The 17,257-nt window shown below is 51.4% G+C and carries 18 protein-coding genes and 1 tRNA gene; 7 read left to right on the top strand and 12 right to left on the bottom strand.

The features are described from left to right. Positions 1–66: 66 nt before the first annotated feature. The 5 genes from B3P58_RS18910 to B3P58_RS18895 all read right to left on the bottom strand — a co-directional run bounded on the left by B3P58_RS18910 (position 67) and on the right by B3P58_RS18895 (position 4,357). On the bottom strand, positions 67–579 hold the full coding sequence (locus B3P58_RS18910) for a recombinase family protein (RefSeq protein WP_286719750.1): 513 nt from the start codon (positions 577–579) through the stop codon (positions 67–69). A gap of 324 nt (positions 580–903) precedes the next feature. Further along, a complete protein-coding gene (locus tag B3P58_RS18905; protein WP_260977042.1) occupies positions 904–2,286 on the bottom strand; it encodes a primase-helicase family protein in 1,383 nt (460 codons plus the stop codon). Between the two features lie 134 nt (positions 2,287–2,420). Further along, positions 2,421–2,567, bottom strand: coding sequence for a helix-turn-helix domain-containing protein (locus B3P58_RS20820; protein ID WP_414716589.1), 147 nt, complete (start codon positions 2,565–2,567; stop codon positions 2,421–2,423). A 144-nt stretch (positions 2,568–2,711) separates the two neighbouring features. Beyond that, the gene (locus B3P58_RS18900) at positions 2,712–3,383 is read right to left on the bottom strand and encodes a hypothetical protein (protein ID WP_260977041.1); all 672 of its coding nucleotides are present in this window, start codon (positions 3,381–3,383) and stop codon (positions 2,712–2,714) included. A gap of 2 nt (positions 3,384–3,385) precedes the next feature. Next, complete coding sequence (locus B3P58_RS18895; protein WP_286719747.1) at positions 3,386–4,357, bottom strand: tetratricopeptide repeat protein; 972 nt, start codon at positions 4,355–4,357, stop codon at positions 3,386–3,388. Positions 4,358–4,470: 113 nt separating this feature from the next. Here B3P58_RS18895 and B3P58_RS20815 point away from each other — a divergent pair, with 113 nt between their 5' ends. Then, positions 4,471–4,731 carry a helix-turn-helix domain-containing protein gene (locus B3P58_RS20815; protein ID WP_414716588.1) on the top strand — a complete coding sequence of 87 codons (261 nt, stop codon included), beginning with the start codon at positions 4,471–4,473 and terminating at the stop codon, positions 4,729–4,731. Positions 4,732–4,780: 49 nt separating this feature from the next. After that, on the top strand, positions 4,781–5,242 hold the full coding sequence (gene radC, locus B3P58_RS18890) for a RadC family protein (protein WP_286719744.1): 462 nt from the start codon (positions 4,781–4,783) through the stop codon (positions 5,240–5,242). Positions 5,243–6,336: 1,094 nt separating this feature from the next. Here radC and B3P58_RS18885 read toward each other — a convergent pair. The 7 genes from B3P58_RS18885 to B3P58_RS18855 form a co-directional block, all read right to left on the bottom strand. Further along, positions 6,337–7,923, bottom strand: coding sequence for a site-specific integrase (locus B3P58_RS18885; RefSeq protein WP_286719741.1), 1,587 nt, complete (start codon positions 7,921–7,923; stop codon positions 6,337–6,339). 76 nt (positions 7,924–7,999) lie between these two features. Next, positions 8,000–8,075, bottom strand: a tRNA-Phe gene (locus B3P58_RS18880). An 82-nt stretch (positions 8,076–8,157) separates the two neighbouring features. Beyond that, complete coding sequence (locus B3P58_RS18875; RefSeq protein ID WP_230331207.1) at positions 8,158–8,436, bottom strand: oxidative damage protection protein; 279 nt, start codon at positions 8,434–8,436, stop codon at positions 8,158–8,160. Continuing rightward, positions 8,433–9,536: an A/G-specific adenine glycosylase gene (mutY, locus tag B3P58_RS18870; protein WP_286719737.1), complete on the bottom strand. Its 1,104-nt coding sequence runs from the start codon at positions 9,534–9,536 to the stop codon at positions 8,433–8,435. Before mutY ends, B3P58_RS18875 begins: the two co-directional genes overlap by 4 nt. Before the next feature lie 61 nt (positions 9,537–9,597). Beyond that, on the bottom strand, positions 9,598–12,021 hold the full coding sequence (locus B3P58_RS18865) for a bifunctional diguanylate cyclase/phosphodiesterase (RefSeq protein ID WP_145470710.1): 2,424 nt from the start codon (positions 12,019–12,021) through the stop codon (positions 9,598–9,600). Between the two features lie 425 nt (positions 12,022–12,446). Beyond that, on the bottom strand, positions 12,447–13,091 hold the full coding sequence (locus tag B3P58_RS18860) for an MlaC/ttg2D family ABC transporter substrate-binding protein (RefSeq protein ID WP_145470712.1): 645 nt from the start codon (positions 13,089–13,091) through the stop codon (positions 12,447–12,449). Between the two features lie 110 nt (positions 13,092–13,201). Continuing rightward, positions 13,202–13,612 carry an acetyl-CoA sensor PanZ family protein gene (locus B3P58_RS18855; protein WP_225692394.1) on the bottom strand — a complete coding sequence of 137 codons (411 nt, stop codon included), beginning with the start codon at positions 13,610–13,612 and terminating at the stop codon, positions 13,202–13,204. Between the two features lie 145 nt (positions 13,613–13,757). On the opposite strand from B3P58_RS18855, the gene hisB reads away from it, so the two are divergent. The 5 genes from hisB to B3P58_RS18830 all read left to right on the top strand — a co-directional run bounded on the left by hisB (position 13,758) and on the right by B3P58_RS18830 (position 17,067). Continuing rightward, entirely contained in the window at positions 13,758–14,348 is a 591-nt protein-coding gene (gene hisB / locus B3P58_RS18850; RefSeq protein ID WP_145470716.1) for an imidazoleglycerol-phosphate dehydratase HisB, read from the top strand. Between the two features lie 17 nt (positions 14,349–14,365). Next, entirely contained in the window at positions 14,366–15,010 is a 645-nt protein-coding gene (gene hisH, locus B3P58_RS18845) for an imidazole glycerol phosphate synthase subunit HisH (RefSeq protein ID WP_286719731.1), read from the top strand. A gap of 28 nt (positions 15,011–15,038) precedes the next feature. After that, positions 15,039–15,779, top strand: coding sequence for a 1-(5-phosphoribosyl)-5-[(5-phosphoribosylamino)methylideneamino]imidazole-4-carboxamide isomerase (gene hisA / locus B3P58_RS18840; protein WP_145470719.1), 741 nt, complete (start codon positions 15,039–15,041; stop codon positions 15,777–15,779). Position 15,780: 1 nt separating this feature from the next. Further along, the gene (gene hisF, locus B3P58_RS18835; RefSeq protein WP_145470721.1) at positions 15,781–16,545 is read left to right on the top strand and encodes an imidazole glycerol phosphate synthase subunit HisF; all 765 of its coding nucleotides are present in this window, start codon (positions 15,781–15,783) and stop codon (positions 16,543–16,545) included. Positions 16,546–16,653: 108 nt separating this feature from the next. Further along, positions 16,654–17,067 (top strand): hypothetical protein, encoded by a 414-nt coding sequence (locus B3P58_RS18830; RefSeq protein ID WP_145470723.1) that lies wholly within the window; start codon positions 16,654–16,656, stop codon positions 17,065–17,067. Positions 17,068–17,257 lie beyond the last annotated feature (190 nt).

Genomic DNA, 17,257 nt, shown 5'->3' with positions numbered 1-17,257 from the left:
TGAGATATTGATTCGACCCCATTATCAAAACGGGAAACTCTCTTCTTTTCAATCAGAAGGGTCAGATCAGGTCTGAACTAATTCATCTAAGGCGGCTTGGCGCTTGCTCATGCCGCCTGCAATCAGTTCCAATAGTTCAGTCTTCTTTGCCTGAGCTGTCGGCTTTCTTCCTTTATATAGTCCCTTCGCTTTGGCCTGAGCGATACCTTCAGCCTGACGTTCCAGCATCATTTCCCGCTCGAAGGTGGCGATGGCTCCGATCATGGTGAGCATCAGCTTGCCGGTTGGTGTACCGGTATCAATGCCGATATTCAGGATCTTCAGGGTGATACCCTTCGCATTCAGTTTATCGACGATCTCCAGCAGGTGACTGGTGTTGCGCGCCAGTCGATCCAGCTTAGTGACGATGAACTCGTCTCCGTCCCTCATATAGTCCAGTGCCGCGACCAGCTCAGGCCGGTCTGTCTTACTGCCGCTGACCTTCTCCTGAAATACCTTGTCGCAGGATGACAGTGCTTCGAGCTGAGCGGTGAGTGATTGTCCGGTGGTTGATACGCGGGCGTAACCGATGATTGCCATAATGGCCTCCCAATAGACTCTAGGCCCAGTGGGAGATGTCTCTCAAAAGCCTGGAATGGACTCTATTGGGAGATAATTTCAGGTCGGGAGAAGTCTCCCACTAGGGCATGGTTCAAAGAATGACGGTAGGCAGGGTGCTTACCGTTGTACTTATAACGCGGCCCTAAGAGGAAAGTGATACCCCTTGATATGGGTTTGATCCAGTGAGTGATAGGTGTTGCCCACGATCCTCAGTCATTTTTCCAAAGGCCGGATTGGCAATATCTCCGGCCCTTTTCTGTGATAGGGGTGATCGGGGTTGCGGCCTCCCTTCCTAATAGATGGTTACACCGTGTAGATCTGACTTTCTGGTAGCGCATCCTCGGGAATGGCTTCCTCACTTTCCCTCAGGATGCGGGAGTCCTCTCGTTCAATCAGGTCATATTCGCTGGGCTGTCCGTGACTAGTCAGAATCCACGCCTTCTTCCGCCGCTGGCGGCCATTAATCCTTTTTGACGCATTCTTTTCTCTGAAGCCAACATCCTCCAGTTTTCGCCGGAAGGATAGCTCCCTGTTGAGATGCAGCTTCGTCCACCGGTAATTCTCACTTTCTTCATATGAGAAGCCTTGTGTATTGATGAAGCTGTTCCAGCTATGTTCAGTAATTGTCATGCGTTGGGTGTCGGCCTGATATTTAGCAATCAGGTTCTCCAATTGGTCTGTACACATATCCAAGTAGTCACGCTTGGCTGGCGTCATTGGGCAATCAAAAGGGTTCCACGCTGAGATGTCGTACTGTTTAAGATAACAGTACACATCTGCCCATCCGTGTGGCCACCACGCGAGGAAGTCGCGGATGAATTCCTGAGTCTCCTGCTTGTCCAGTTCATGAATTACATACTCCATAACGTAGATGCGGCGGTCATCCTGCTCGATAGTGAAGGCTCGCCCCTCAGTGTTATCCGCGAACATGAAGCGTGCGTATATCTGCTGTTGATACTCTCTGACGTACTTCGGACTGATTGTGGCGAACTTCGATGCCAGAATGCTTTTCAGCTGTAGATAGACATTCAGCCCTTTTGCCTTGCTCTCATCGACGAATACCAGCAGGTTGTTCGCCACACTCTCACTGTGCTCGCTGTTGATCTGACGTAGGCTGTTGGTGCTGGTATGGCCTGCCAGCAGCCGGTTCAGGACATGCTCCACGAGCACGTTCTTGCCTATGCCGTGCTGGCTTCGAAACAGAGGGTGCACACTCGGCCTTTCCTGTGGCTTCTGGATCATGTGGGCCATCCAGCACAGCAGCCACTCTCTATCGTGATCATTCATGGTTAGGCGATTAATGAATTCCATGAATGGTTCGACTTCGATTTCCTCAACTTCTCCATATATATCAGATACGGCGTCCTCCATGCTTCGGAAGGTATTCAGGAATACGCAGCCATTTTCTTCTAAAAATTGTGGCATTCCCGGAGCGAAACGGACGCCATCGACAGTTTGTAGTTCTCGGCGGAGAGCGTCATACGCCTTCGTTTTTTCTATACCCAGTTGGTGTGCCTTCAGCAACATTGCCTCAACGGTATTCCGGGTGCCGGTTCTGGGGTTCCAGAGATACGGGGCTATGCGCTCTTCTCCGGTGTACCAGCACCAGCCGTTTGCGTGTTCTTGGTCAGCCCATTCGTTGGCTCTGGCCGTCATGGCCAGCTCGTTCAATTCGTGCAGTTCCATCAGTACATCCTTGTTGGATTAATTTTATTTCTAGTAAGCGGTTGATATATGCGGCCAACGACATTCCGTGTGCATTGGCTTCTGTGAGCAGGGACGTATATGTCCCTCCCTTCAATTTCAGGTACATGCTGTCCTCATTTAATTCTCGCGTCTCTGAGTACCGTGCCGACGGTGTTGCGATGACATCCGACCTTCTCGGCAATGTATTGGTGGGTGTATCCCTCATCTCTGAGGGCGATAATTTGAGCCTTCCTGACTCGTGTAATACGGTTGGTTTTCAATGTGTTTATTCCTTAATAGCTTCCTGTAATTATTTTAAGGTGAGCGCACAGAACTGAACTGAAAAAAACAAAAAAGAATTAAAATGAATAGGTCGATAGGGAGTATGAGCATAGCGGGCAGAGAGCGCCCGCTTAGAGGGAGGATCAGGCGGTGGCTTCAGTCGGCTTCTTCAGCCAGTGAATAAGCCAGGCTATGCCAAGGGACGCAGGGAAGAGCACAACGCCAATGGCAAACAGGCTATTGCCTTTGAACATGAGCGAGCTTCCCAAGGCTACCAGAGCCAGATAGGGCAGAACGCTGCCCCACGAGCGATACGAAGTGAAGAGAGGAGCGGTCATCATGAATACGAATATCCAATGATGCTCCAGAGCCAGCAGAGCCAATGCAACGATAGTGGCGATCAGTATCAGCTTGTTCTGCAGTGTGGCCTTCACATCTTCTCGGAACACCAGCAGTACAATGACGGTCACGATAATAGCGACCCAGCCCAGATTACTTAGGAAAGTATTGAAGAACTGCATTCCCTCTGCTTTGGCTAGGCCTTGCATCCATTGTGGGCCGGTCTTCATGGCAATCAGTCGGGAGTTCACGGCAACGGAAAGCGGCAGGGTAGCCATCGCCCATGCGATAGCGAAGGCTGGCGAGCGGCTGATGAGCCATGCCGCTCCACCAGCCATTAGGACTGGAATGAGAATGGCCAGTGATGACATCGGTAAATGTGGCAGGGTGCCGTTCGTCAGGGACAGGCCATATTTTCCCAGTGTCAGAATAACAGGCATAAGAATCAGCATTGCGGTATTGAGCTTCAGGTTCATAGTTACGTCCTTGGTAAGAGTCCTGACACGTATTCGCTAATAATCGGGCACTTGATATAGCCATCGGCGCAGTGCTTATTCATGTATTTAATGAAGTTGGTGTTGATGCTAACGAAGGTATCTCGTCTGGCTTCAGAGGGCTCATCGCCCATAGGAGGGTTGTTCTTCATTTCGTACATGAAGAACACCGCAATTTGTCTCAGGGTGCGGACATCTTTGCCTGTGCCTAGGAATCGACTGACGGGAATGTCATTGGATGCCTTGATATAGGCCATCTCATGAATCAGGCTGGATCGGAAGTCCCCCTTCTGAGCGAATTCAGCGAAACGCTTGAATTGTGGAATCTCATACTCTGTACCGGCTTGGGTTATGAATAGCTGGTCGTCTCTGAAGCTGAACTTCACCTCGTCGCTCTGTAGAAGCTGTCCCACTGCATAAAATGCGGTCAGGCGCATAGCGGAATCGCCCGTCTCATACAGGTGGAGGAAGGACGTGAATACTTCTGAAGGCGTCAGGTCATAGGGTATATCCAGCGATAGCCAGAGCAGATGGAGGCCTTCTTCTGGATTGTTCCCCTCGTTCATATAGAACAGGCCCAGCTCATTCTGAGCGAATGTATTGCCGGCATACGCTGACTTATCCAGCCACATGATGTACTCATCATGCTTATTCGCAGCCTTAGCTTGTTGAGCCATCGTGTATGTACTGCGTCTGTTGCCGTGTTCAGCACTCTTGGCTAGCCAGAGTGCAGAGTCCTCGTCGTTGGCGGTAATCAGCCCCCTAGTCTTTAAGTTGAACAGTACGTTGTAAGCAGGCAGGTAGTCCTGTTCGGTTGCCTCCCTGAGAAGCTGTTCTGCCTTCTGATACTGCTCAGAATCGACAGCAGTAAGAGCTAGGTGAACCAGAGTGTTGGGGTCTTCCTTCAGGCAGCCAGTCAGGCAGAGGCTCATTAAGAGAGCAGTTAGGTACTTCATAGCGCTTCCTTTTTACTAAGAATAGAACATTATTCACTTATAAGTGAATAATACTCACTCATGGCCTGTGGAGGAAGATGGGATAGGCCGGGAACATTGCACAACTGCACGCAATGGTCCGAACAATGACAGACAGAGAGCTACTACTCGCAATAGGAAGGAATGTCCGCAGACAACGCTTATTGTTGGATATTACTCAGGAAGAGCTATCTGCCCGCTCAGGGCTGCATCCGACATATATATCCGAGGTCGAGAGGGGGAAACGGAATCTGACAGTTGTCAGCCTGTTCAGACTGGCAGGAGCGCTGGAAACGGAGCCATCCAGAATTCTGGAATTGGTGAGTAGTTCCCCAGTCATAGCAGACGATCAATAAGGCTGATCATCGTTGTTATAAGCACTCTGGATACACATGAGGAGTGCTTATGGACTATGTAACAACCCAACCAATGACCGCCCGCGAAGTTCTGGAGGTAGCTGCTCGGCTGCTGGCAGAACGCTACAAGCGGGGTGACTCGTTCACTTCCCCTCATACAAGCCGTCGCTATTTGACAGACCGATTAGCTCACTATGAGCATGAGGTCTTCGCCGTGCTGTTCCTAGATAGTCAGCATCGCCTGATCGAGTATAGGGAGATGTTCAGAGGGACTATTGACTCTGCGGCTGTATACCCACGAGAGGTTCTGAAGGAGGCACTGAGGCTCAATGCAGCGGCTGTGATTCTGGCTCATAACCATCCTTCAGGTGTAGCTGAACCCTCGCAGGCTGACCGGGCGATTACGGATCGTCTGGTTCAGGCTCTGGGGCTGGTGGACATCCGGGTACTGGATCATCTGGTAATAGGTGATCAGTGCTCAGTGTCCTTTGCTGAACGTGGATACCTATGAGGAACTGAAATGAACATAGCAATGCGGATTGCCAGCGTTGTGCTGGTGGCACTGGCTGCTTACTTGGCTGAACGAGCGATGGAGGAGGGCAAAGATTTGTCAGACATGAATTAAAGTCTGTGTGGAGCGTCTAAATTGGGCGCTCTTCTTAGATTTATTATTGATTACAGAAAGGTCTATTATGACTTTTTTGTCTGTAAACAATGTTTAGGGGTTGAGTGAGTAGTTATACGCAGTTTATCCACAGCTTATCTACTTAACCCACTATATCTTGGGGTTGAATTCAGTAGATGACCGCATTATCTTGTGTTCAGCGCTTAAGGCTCTTGAATCTAAAGACTTTTTTATCTGTTTTAGATAAAGCAAGCCTCTCGCCAACATATTGAATGTCAGCTTTGCATGTAATATACTGCCGATTTGGTAGGGACAATAAAGCCCCTACCCCAAATGAATAGGGAGGGGCATCCTACAGGATCTATCTAGAATATACAACAAAATTGCAGCTTAATCCGCCGCAGCTGTAAAACAAGAGAGACCTAAAGGGTATTCGCACACTCACTTTAGCATCTCTTCTTGGGAGCGCAATACTGTAATTGTATCAGGATTGATACTTATTGTTTCGCTCACCCCCCAGAGTCGGCGGTTCCTTCTTATTAGGAGTTTCCTATGTCTGTACATAAGGAAGCGCCGAAAGGTTTTCGTTGGGTATTTTGCCGGTATCGCCGTGTCAAAAACTCAGACCGTTACCTCGACGCGCACGCGTATGGCCGCGAAGCATGGTGCTTTTTAGTACGGTGTAAGTGACCGGATGGGCCGTTAAGCTGTCGGCCCATCATTGATCTAATTTTAATTCTTAAAGTGAGTAATTCAATGACTTCGAAAAACAGAAAAACGGTTGACCGCTACAGAGATGCTGATAATGGTCATTTTATTAAGAAAGAAGAAGCCGACAAACGCCCTCCATCTACTTGGGTGAAGGAGCGCGTACCGAAGCCTGGGAATGGTATCGGTAGGTAAGGCTTTGTACTTGAGCCTAGAGGCGGGGATCGTCTCTAGGCTCTACCGTTGTCTGGTGCCCGTTTCAGTGAAAGCACTCAAGTATTGCTGCTTGTCACTGGTGCGTGCAGCTCGCGCCAGCTTTCCTTGATGTCAGTGATACTGAAGTCATCGTACCGGAATTTATCCATTTCAGTTTTTAGCTGTTGAATAGAGAAGCCGTCTGAATAGGTTGCGGTTTCGTTCAGGTATTTAGGCTCGTGCCCAACCATCTGTTGTAGCTTGTGAATATCCATGTCACAGCGCAGTGACTGACTGATGAAAGCGTGCCGGAATGAGTGAAATACTTTCTTATCCTCTTTGAATTGAGGGAAGCATCGCTCGCGGTAGCGCTCATTGAACCATTTAGATGCAACCTCGCCGGGTTTTTTCGTTCCCATTTTAATCTGAGGAAGAATCCGGTTAATTCCTGCTTTTTTCAAGCGCTCAACGTAGTCAAGGAACCCCAGCTCTACCAGTGCCGCATGTATAGGCAAAGTACGAATACCAGCATTAGTCTTTACTGACATATCCTCGCCGTCATCCGTGATTGTCAGCGTTGGGATGTCAGCGGTTTCGTTGATGTCTTGTGTACGGAGCTGTACCAGTTCACCAATCCGGGCGCCGGTAAATGCTGCCAGCACCATTAACCACCAATGAGACTGTGTACCTGTCCGGGTACTGCGTCTGTACTTCGGATCGCTGTAGATGGCTGAACTGAAAATGGTCTTCAGATCTGCACTGGTGAATGCTTCATAGCTGTTGGTTTCGGCTCTAAGCTGCAGCCCTGTAAATGGATTCTTAGATGCCGCATCTGTCTGAATCAGATAGTCGAACAGCGATGACAGGTTGGCCAGCTTGCCATTAATGGTCTTGGGTGAAGGCTTCTGGCTATCTGGCAGATTCAGGCTCTGTAGGTCGGCTATCGACATGCTTTTATATTGGCTTTTGGCCCTGTGCTGCTTGGGCAGTTCCTTCAGCGTATTTCGGAAGTGTTTGGCTGAGTCGTGAGTAACTTCAGATACCGTCTGAATCTCAGTGATTTCGCAGAAGTCTCGAACGGCTGCCCTGTATTCGTCCAGAGTCGCAGCCTTGACGTTAGGGTCTTTGGCTTGCTTCTCTTGCAGGAATTCTTCCAGAGCATCCCCTATCAGAATCACCTTGGCAGACGTGGCGGGAGCCGAGACGCTGGCAGTGTCGGACTCCAGTTGTAATCGTGGGTTGCGGTACTTCCGAACGTATGCACGCTTCATATCCACGTATAGCAGATCAGCCTTTGCGTCTCGCAGGGCTTCATTATCCAGTTTTCCGTCGTAGACAAGATCGCACAGGTCGGAATAGCCGCCATCGTCGCTCTGTAGCATCGAATCCAGATACGAGAGCCGCTCCCGTTCAGGTATATCTAGTGCCTCAAATTTCAGCAGCCAGTCCTCGTACAGTTCTTTAGCCAGCTTTTGAGCTTCTTTTTCTATTTGCTTTGGTTTCATTTTTTGCCGGACGCAACGATTCAGATGTATGTATATAAGGAGGGCGTGTTCTTGTGCCTGTTTTCTATCAGTTAGTTTCAGGGATAGGCGGATAAGATTACCGTGCAAGCGACGGTTGAAATAGTAGATAGAGCCACGCCGGATCAGATAGTGTGTCACAAATGTGTACCATATGTGTGACAGCCTGAAGGGTGGACATAAAAAAGCCCCGCATTAGCGAGGCTCTTAGAAAGTGTGGTGCCCAGAGGCGGAATCGAACCACCGACACGGGGATTTTCAATCCCCTGCTCTACCGACTGAGCTATCTGGGCGTCTTGTTGAACAACGTTGTGTTCGTCAAGTGGCGCGTATTAAACCCGTTGGCAGAGGGAGTGTCAACCCCTCGCAATCGGTTTATTTATCTTTATTTTCAGGAACATAGCCTTCGGCCTTGTCGAACTCGTCGCCGCTGAAGAATTTGTCCCGTTGTTCGGTCAGATATTTGCGCGCCTGCATGTCCATCATATTGAGGTGTTTCTCGTTAATCAGGCGGGTCTGGTGCACAGTCCACTCGTCCCAGGCTTTACGGGAAACATGCTGGAAGATCTCTTCGCCTTTCGGGCCGGGGAAGGGCTGGCTGCTCAGGCCTTCAAGTTCCTGTTGGTACTTTTTGCAGAAAACGGTGCGGGTCATAACAATTCCTCGGACGGTATGCCGGATTCAGCGCTGGTGCCGGCCATGCTTTGCAGCAGCATTTTTACCGGTGCTGCCAGGCCCAGCGTGCTGGGGTTGCAGGGATTGTACCAGTGTTGCTGCTGGTCGCCAGTTTCGCCTACGGCGAGATGGCTGTGCGGCAGACGGATGAGTATCGGCTGAATATGCAGGTGATAGTGGCTGAATGTGTGGCGGAAAGGCGTCAGCCACTGTTCTTCATCATCCCCGCTGTGATGATTGAGCTGTTCCTGCAGCAGCTGCCGGGCCTGCTGTATGTCCTGCGCCTCCGGAAAGCTCCATAAGCCACCCCAGATACCTTTCTGCGGGCGCTGCAGCAGCAGATATTCGCCAGCCGGGTTCTGAATCATCAGCAGCAGGCTGTGCTTTTCCGGTTTTTCTTTTTTCGGTTTGCTGTTCGGGAACTGTGTCGGCTTACCGGTTTGTAAGCCCTCACATTGTGGCTGCAGCGGGCAGATACCACAGGCGGGTTTGCTGCGTGTGCAGAGAGTGGCGCCCAGATCCATCATTGCCTGGGTGTATTCGCGTGAGCTGTGCTGCGGTGTCAGTTCTTCCGCCAGTGTCCACAGCTGATTCTGTACTTTGGTTTCGCCGGGCCAGCCTTCAATCGCGAAGAAGCGGGTCAGAACGCGTTTGACGTTGCCGTCGAGAATCGGCGCATTGATATTCATGCTGATGGAGGCGATGGCGGCAGCGGTGGAGCGGCCGATGCCCGGCAGTTCGCTTAAGGCTTCGACGCTGCGCGGAAACTCGCCGTTAAAGTCGCGCACCACGGCCTGAGCGCAGGCGTGCAGGTTGCGTCCGCGGGCGTAGTAACCGAGGCCGGTCCACAGGTGCAGAACTTCGTCCTGAGTCGCGGCGGCCAGCGCCTGCACATCGGGGAAACGCTGCATAAAGCGTTCAAAATAGGGAATCACTGTGCTGACCTGGGTTTGCTGCAGCATGATTTCGGAAACCCAGACCCGGTAAGGATTAATCTGTTGCTGCCAGGGCAGGTCTTTGCGGCCGTGTTTGTGATACCAGCCGAGCACGGCATCGGCGAAAGAAAATGAGCGCGTCATAAATACAGATGATTAAGATTTGGGCGCCAGTATAGGTATTTCAGCGTTGTGGAACGAGGGCTTATTGCAGCAGGCTGATATGGTTGCCCTGCTGACGCATGCGCTCATTTTCATTGAGGAACTGATGCAGCTGGCCAAGAGACAGTGGCCGGCTGAACAGATAGCCCTGGCCCTCATCGCAGTTGTTCTGCCGTAAAAAGTGCAGCTGCTCCTGGGTTTCAACGCCTTCAGCTACCACCGTCATACTCAGTTTATGCGCCATGGCGATTACCGCGGCGGTGATTGCCATATCGTTCTTGTCGTCCGGGATATCCATAACAAAGGAGCGGTCGACCTTCAGTACGTCAATCGGGAAGCGTTTGATATAGGCCAGAGATGAGTAGCCGGTACCGAAGTCATCGATGGCGATGGCAACACCGATTTTTTTGATTTCCTGCATGATCTGGATCGCGCTTTCTACGTCTTCCATCAGCGTGCTTTCGGTAATTTCCAGCTCCAGACAGTGGGGCGGGATCTGGCTGATTTCGATCACACTGTTAATACGGGCCAGCAGGCTCGGGTCGGTAAACTGACGGGCCGAGAGGTTAACCGCAACCTTGGCGGTATTGGGCAGTACATTGCTGCGGATCAGTGAGCTGATCTGACGGCAGCTTTGTTCCAGTACCCAGCTGCCGATTTCAATAATTTGTCCGGTTTCTTCGGCAACGGGAATAAAGCGGTCGGGAGTAATCATGCCTTTGTCCGGGTGCTGCCAGCGGATCAGGGTTTCGACACCGGTGACGCTGTAATCGAACAGGCTGATTTTAGGCTGGAATACCAGGCTGAATTGTTCGCGGTTAATGGCTTCGTTGATTTCTTTTTCCAGTGACAGGTGTTCGAGAATCGACTGGTTCATATCCTCGGAGAAAAACTGGAAGTTGTTGCGTCCAAGCTCTTTGGCGCGGTACATGGCCAGGTCGGCATTTTTCATCAGGGTGTTAACGTCAGTGGAATCGTCCGGCGTCAGGGTAATACCGATACTGACAGTGGTGACGATGTCCTGACCTTTGATGCGGATGGGCTTGGCCAGTGCCAGCAGCAGTTTTTCGGCGACCACCAATACGTCGGAGGTGTGATGAACATCGGTCAGCAGGATGGTGAATTCGTCACCGCCGATGCGCGATACGGTGTCATTTTCGCGCACGGTAGCGCTTAAGCGGTTGGAAACTTCTTTCAGCAGAATATCGCCGGCATCGTGACCCAGGGTGTCGTTGATGCGTTTGAACTGATCCATATCGAGGAACATCAGCGCCATCGAAGAGCCGGAACGCAGTACGCTTTTAACGGCTTTTTCCAGACGATTTTTAAACAGGCGGCGGTTTGCAAGGCCGGTCAGCGGGTCGTAAAAGGCGAGGTTTTCCATCTGAATCTGGGCGGCTTTCAGCTCGGAAATATCTGAAATAGCCCCTAAATAACCCAATAACTCGCCATGACGGTCGTGCAGCGCACTGGCCAGTAACTGAATCCAGGTATGGCTGTGATCGCGGCGTACCAGGCGCAATTCCAGCGCGATACTTTCCTGTTCGCAGATCAGCCGGTTCCAGGCTTGCTGGGTGGTGCTGAGATCATCCGGGTGAATACGGGCAAACCAGTCCTGCAGGCTGGGTAATTCATCGGGAATGCCATGAATATCGCGCCAGCGCTGATTCACATATTGCAAACGCTGCTTGCCATCGACCTGAAAAATACCAACGGGCGAGAGGGCGGTGAGTTTGCGGAAGCGTTCTTCGCTGGTTTTCAGCGAGGCGTTTTCGTCTTCAATAGTCAGCAGCAGACCGTTGAACAGATCGACCAGATCGCCCAGTTCATCGTTATTTTCTTTGGCTGCGCGGATGGAGTAGTCCTTGTTGAGCATAATATGGCGCAGGGTATTGCCCAGGTCTTTCATGGGCCTGGCGACGACGTCCTGCAGCTTGGTCGCCAGGAAAATTGCCAGCAAAACCGCTGCTGCGAGAATCAGCAGTGAAAAAATCAGAAACTGATTAATTCGTTGCAGCAGGTCTTTGTGGCTGATCTCTATATAGAGAGTACCTATGGGGTTGTTGTCCAGCAGAATGGGGAAAAACTGGGCGAAATTACTGTGCTGATTATTTTGCAGGCCCTGCAGGATTTCCGGGCACTGTGTTGCGCCGTCTTCCGGATGATAAGACGCTGCCAGCGCCTGGCTTTCGGCATAGATACAGCCACGCACAACACTGCTATCGGCGCGCAGGGTATTCAGATTGGTGCGCAGTAAGGCGAAGTCGCTGAAGGTCAGGGCGGCGGTAGCACGGTTGGCAATAACTTCACCCAGTACGGTCAGTTTTTTCTGGGTGTCCTGGCGGCTCAGATAGTATTCGAGAGAAATAAAGGCGAGGTTTGAAACCAGCAGGGTCAGGCCTGTGGTAATCAGAGCGATGATAACCAGCTTACGGCGCAGCGACTGTGCGCTGAGAGAGCGGATCACAGCTCACTCTCCTGCGCATGCCCGGGATAACCCTGTGTGCAAATCATCGGATGGATACGATTCTCCCGTTGAATAAAACTGCTCATGCGACCCTGCTGCACAACACTCTCCGATTCCCTGCTGCTGGCAATATGCCCCAGGCTGAATACCTGCCAACAATCCTGTTGAGTGGCCGCGACAGAGGCATCTGCATGATTCTGGCGGCCGGAGACAGACAATAAACTGCTGTGCCGGATTGCGGAAGAGATTCCTTCGCGGCGGAGGCGGGCTTTGCCGAGTATGTCCGCCTGCGTACGGCACCTTCTTCAGCTTAGGTAAGGAGTGTGAGGATTACCATTGTCTGGCGAAACGCAGGCATAAAAAAACTGGCCGCAAGGGCCAGTAATAGGGGAGGAAAAAAACAAGAAAGAGAGACTTGCTGTAACTTAGTTGGCGTCCTGTGCAGAAAGTTCCGCCAGCAGTTCATTCATGCTGATATTTTGCAGACGCTCGCTCAGTTGCTCGCGGTAGGTTTTCACCATACCCAGGCCAGCAATGACGGCATCGTAGATACGCCATTCCTGGCTGTCTTTATCGCGGTACAGGCGAAAGTCCACAGGAATCGTGTTGCCATTGTTCTGTTTCAGGGTGCCTTTAACCAGTGCTTTATCGCCGCTGTCATTAAAGCGTGCTTCATCAAATTCGAACTGTTCGCCATTAAAGGCTTTAAAGGCACCACTGTAGGTGCGGATCTGCAGCTCACGGAAGCGGTCAATAAAGGCCTGACGCTGCTCCGGGTTGGCGCGGCGCCAGTACTTGCCCAGTGCGCCCATGGCGATTTTTTCCTGATCAATAGCGGGCACGATATAGGTCTGCACCAGGCGGCGGACTTCCTCTTCGGTGCGCTGTTCCGGCTGCAGTTTGTTCAGCTCGTTAATGATGCCCAGCGTTGCTGAAGCAACTACATCGCGCGGTGCAACTTCAGCCGTAACGGCTGTCGTACCAGTCTCATTGGCTGCAACACCGGAGCAGGCAAGCAATGCGGCTAAAAAAACCGCAAAGGTTGATAATGTCTGGATGGCGATTCGCATATTGGTTATCCGTCAGGAGACTTACAGTTTGACCAGTATGGCTATCGGCGCCGGAGATGAAAAGGTGGCGGTTTATGAATTTTTTGTTGCATCCATGCAACGATGATGGGTTATTTGTCTGGATTGTATGTCCATAAGTTATCTTTCAGCGTGAATCCGCGGTGCTGCAGAGCAGCAGTAAGGTCGTCCGGGCAGGCTTCAACACGGAGTGTTTTACCTTCGCCGGTCGCCCACTGCTGAATAAAATGCAGTAACTGGTGCATCACGCCACGGCGCTGGGTGATGGTGCGTACCGCCGCCTGTTGCAGAAGTACTCCCTCGTTGCTTTCGTTTGCCAGAATCACGCCGATAATACGGTCGTTAAAACGTCCGGCCATAATCCAGCCACCACTCTGCAGGTGTTGCTCCAGTGCGGTGCGGTCAGAAAGCAGGCCGTTGGTTGCGGTTTCCTGATGAATTTTGTCGAGATCGTTCCAGTCGGCATCGGCCGGTGACTGGATATGTTCCAATTTAACGGGCACAGCATGGCTCCATAGGATGGCGGGATAGCAGGCCGGAGCGGAATATTGCCGGGAATTTGTCCCGCCGCCTTGTCCCGGCCTATTTTCTTAAGCGCTTTGCTTTATAATGCTTTCTTTTCCTTTTTGCGAGAGTTGGAGCAAGCCCATGGCCCGCAGCGCAACGGTCGAGCGTAATACGCTGGAGACCCAGATCAGCGTCACCATCAACCTGGACGGCACCGGTAAAGCCCGCTTTGATACCGGCGTACCTTTTCTGGAACATATGATGGATCAGATTGCCCGCCATGGTCTGATCGACCTCGATATCACCTGTAAAGGTGATAACCACATCGACGATCACCACAGCGTGGAAGACATCGGTATTACCCTCGGTCAGGCATTCGCCAAGGCCGTCGGTGATAAAAAAGGCATCGTCCGTTATGGCCATTCCTACGTGCCGCTGGATGAGGCGTTGTCGCGTGTGGTTGTCGACTTCTCCGGCCGTCCCGGTCTGGATATGAAGGTAGAATTCACCCGCGCCAGCATCGGCAAGCTGGATACTCAGCTGTTCTGGGAGTTCTTCCAGGGTTTTGTTAACCACGCCGGTGTGACTCTGCATATCGATAACCTGAAAGGCTTTAACGCCCACCATCAGGCCGAAACCATTTTCAAAGCCTTCGGCCGCGCACTGCGTATGGCGCTGGAGCTGGATCCACGCATGGCCGGTGTTATGCCGTCCACTAAAGGTTGCCTGTAAGCACAAGGGATAAATGAATGAGCAGTAAACTCTGTGCAGTGATCGATTACGGCATGGGCAATCTGCACTCCGCCCATGGCGCGCTGCAGACTGTGGCGCCGGATACCAAAGTGGTGGTCACCAGCGATGCCGACGTGATCCGCAAAGCCGATCACGTGGTATTGCCCGGTGTCGGTGCTATCCGTGACTGTATGGCAGAAATCCGCCGTCAGGGAATCGATCAGGTGGTTGCCGAAGTGCGTAAAAGCAAACCACTGCTGGGCATCTGTGTGGGCCTGCAGGCCATGATGGAACGCAGCGAAGAAAACGGAGGTGTCGATTGCATGGGATTATTTCCCGGCGAAGTAAAATTCTTCGGCAATGATCTGGTGGAAAACGGCGAACAACTGAAAGTCCCGCATATGGGCTGGAACCGTGTTGAGCAGGTTGCGCACCCGCTGTGGGCCGGTATCGCCGATAACAGCCGTTTCTACTTTGTGCATTCCTATTATGTGCAGGCGGCTAATGCTGCCCAGGTGAAAGGCCGTGGCCATTACGGCGTCGACTTTGCGGCAGCCATGGGCGAAGACAACGTCTTTGCGGTGCAGTTTCACCCGGAAAAAAGTCACAACGCCGGTCTGGCGTTACTGAAAAACTTCCTCGCCTGGGATGGTCAGGCCTGATTCCAAATTCAGAATGTAAGGTAAAACAATGCTGGTAATTCCTGCGATTGATTTAAAAGATGGTCAGTGTGTGCGTTTGCGTCAGGGCCGTATGGAAGATTCTACCGTCTTTGGTGATGATCCGGTTTCTATGGCCAAGCGCTGGGTCGATGCCGGCTGTCGCCGCCTGCACCTGGTGGATCTGAACGGTGCATTCGCCGGTACTCCGGTTAACGGTGAAGCGGTGACGGCAATCGCCAAAGCGTTTCCTGGCCTGCCGATTCAGATCGGTGGCGGTATCCGCACGCTGGAAACCATCGAGCATTACATTAAGGCTGGCGTCAGCTATGTGATTATCGGTACCAAGGCGGTTAAAGAACCGGAATTTGTTAAAGAAGCCTGTAAGGCATTCCCGGGCACCGTCATTGTCGGTCTGGATGCGCAGGATGGCTTTGTGGCGACGGATGGCTGGGCGGAAGTGTCTGATGTTAAAGCCGTCGATCTGGCCAAGCAGTTCAAAAACGACGGTGTAACCTCCATCGTTTATACCGATATTGCCCGTGACGGCATGATGCAGGGCGTTAACGTCGAAGCCACGCTGCAGCTGGCGGTTGAGGGTGGTATCCCGGTGATCGCCTCCGGTGGCGTCACCAATATCGAAGATATCCGTGCGCTGTCCAAAGTGGCCAGTCAGGGCATTCTGGGTGCCATTACCGGCCGTGCGATTTACGAAGGCACGCTGGACGTCGCCGAAGCTCAGACGCTGGCTGACGAGTTAACAGGAGCCTGATATGGCGCTCGCCAAACGTATTATTCCTTGTCTGGATGTTGATAAAGGACGTGTTGTTAAAGGCGTGAACTTTGTTGGTATCCGCGATGCCGGTGACCCGGTGGAAATCGCCAAGCGTTATAACGACCAGGGCGCCGACGAAATTACCTTCCTCGATATTACCGCCAGTCACGAAGGTCGTGACACCACGGTGCATATGGTAGAAGCCATCGCCGAACAGGTATTTATTCCGCTGACCGTTGGTGGTGGTATCCGCGAGCTGGACGATATCCGCCGTATGCTGAATGCTGGCGCTGATAAGGTGTCGATTAACTCTGCCGCGGTATACAACCCGGAGTTTGTTAAAGCGGCGTCAGATAAATTTGGTGCGCAGTGTATTGTCGTTGCGATTGACGCCAAGCAGGTCGGCGATAATCACTGGGAAATCTTTACCCACGGTGGCCGCAAGGCGACCGGTATTAATGCGGTAGAGTGGGCAGTAAAAATGGCGGAATTCGGTGCTGGTGAAATCCTGCTGACGTCTATGGACCGTGATGGCGTGAAATCGGGTTTCGACCTCGGTGTTACTCGTGCTATTGTTGATTCTGTTAATATACCGGTGATCGCCTCAGGTGGTGTGGGCAACCTCGACCATCTGGTGGATGGCGTGAAGATCGGACATGCCGATGCGGTGCTGGCCGCCAGTATTTTCCACTTTGGCGAATACACAGTGCAGCAAGCCAAGCAGCATATGGCTGCGGCGGGCATCGAAATGCGGCTTGATTAACGACCATCTGCAGAAACGGTGATGCTGGTTCTGCAGGTCAATGAAAAAGATTCGCTGGGAGGCGGATCTTTTTATGTTAATTAGCCTGTCAGAATTTAAGGAATGACAATGGGACTTAAGGAAAAAAAAGCAGCACGTGATTTCGAACAGGATCGTTTGGATTCATTGAAGGCTCAGATCTTCGAAGCTGCTAAGTTCGAGTTCGAAATTGAAATTAAGTGGGACACCATTACCATTGATGGTTACTCACACTTGTATGATCAAACCTGGCCTTTGATTTATTTTGAGCCAGTAATTATTGCACTTAAAGAATTGTGCGCCGATGATTTTTGCCAGGAAGCCGTCCAGGCCGATCTGAAAAAAATAGTTATTGAAAATGATGGCGATATTCATAACTCCGATAAATGTGCCTCATACAGCGATGGTGTGTTAACGATTAACCACTCGCCAATTATCAATGCAGAGAATCAGGTGCAGGATCGTGCGAAAACCATTCGGGAAGTTATCGAAAACGCACTTTAAGTAACGACGCTCTTCTTGTAATAAAAAAACAGACTGCATATTGGCGGTCTGTTTTTTTATAAGCTGCCGTAAAATATTATTCATCACGTAAAAATTGTCAGGTCTGTGATACCAGTCGGTAAGTTCAGTCGTCCTGAATCGCTGCTGCACAAGCATTCTGTATAGCTTCCGCCCTGTGTTTATGGGCTCT

Source organism: Thalassolituus sp. UBA2009, assembly GCF_002335285.1.
Lineage (GTDB): Bacteria > Pseudomonadota > Gammaproteobacteria > Pseudomonadales > Oceanobacteraceae > Venatoribacter > Venatoribacter alkanivorans.
The sequence above is the reverse complement of the archived record's forward strand: the minus strand, read 5'-3'. Positions and strand labels throughout refer to the sequence as shown.

Bases quoted from the DNA above. Each gene is read 5' to 3' on its own strand.
- B3P58_RS18910 (WP_286719750.1), bottom strand. From the start codon at position 579: ATGGCAATCATCGGTTACGCCCGCGTATCAACCACCGGACAATCACTC.
- B3P58_RS18905 (WP_260977042.1), bottom strand. From the start codon at position 2,286: ATGGAACTGCACGAATTGAACGAGCTGGCCATGACGGCCAGAGCCAAC.
- B3P58_RS18900 (WP_260977041.1), bottom strand. From the start codon at position 3,383: ATGAACCTGAAGCTCAATACCGCAATGCTGATTCTTATGCCTGTTATT.
- B3P58_RS18895 (WP_286719747.1), bottom strand. From the start codon at position 4,357: ATGAAGTACCTAACTGCTCTCTTAATGAGCCTCTGCCTGACTGGCTGC.
- B3P58_RS20815 (WP_414716588.1), top strand. From the start codon at position 4,471: ATGGTCCGAACAATGACAGACAGAGAGCTACTACTCGCAATAGGAAGG.
- radC (WP_286719744.1), top strand. From the start codon at position 4,781: ATGGACTATGTAACAACCCAACCAATGACCGCCCGCGAAGTTCTGGAG.
- B3P58_RS18875 (WP_230331207.1), bottom strand. From the start codon at position 8,436: ATGACCCGCACCGTTTTCTGCAAAAAGTACCAACAGGAACTTGAAGGC.
- mutY (WP_286719737.1), bottom strand. From the start codon at position 9,536: ATGACGCGCTCATTTTCTTTCGCCGATGCCGTGCTCGGCTGGTATCAC.
- B3P58_RS18860 (WP_145470712.1), bottom strand. From the start codon at position 13,091: ATGCGAATCGCCATCCAGACATTATCAACCTTTGCGGTTTTTTTAGCC.
- hisB (WP_145470716.1), top strand. From the start codon at position 13,758: ATGGCCCGCAGCGCAACGGTCGAGCGTAATACGCTGGAGACCCAGATC.
- hisH (WP_286719731.1), top strand. From the start codon at position 14,366: ATGAGCAGTAAACTCTGTGCAGTGATCGATTACGGCATGGGCAATCTG.
- hisA (WP_145470719.1), top strand. From the start codon at position 15,039: ATGCTGGTAATTCCTGCGATTGATTTAAAAGATGGTCAGTGTGTGCGT.
- hisF (WP_145470721.1), top strand. From the start codon at position 15,781: ATGGCGCTCGCCAAACGTATTATTCCTTGTCTGGATGTTGATAAAGGA.
- B3P58_RS18830 (WP_145470723.1), top strand. From the start codon at position 16,654: ATGGGACTTAAGGAAAAAAAAGCAGCACGTGATTTCGAACAGGATCGT.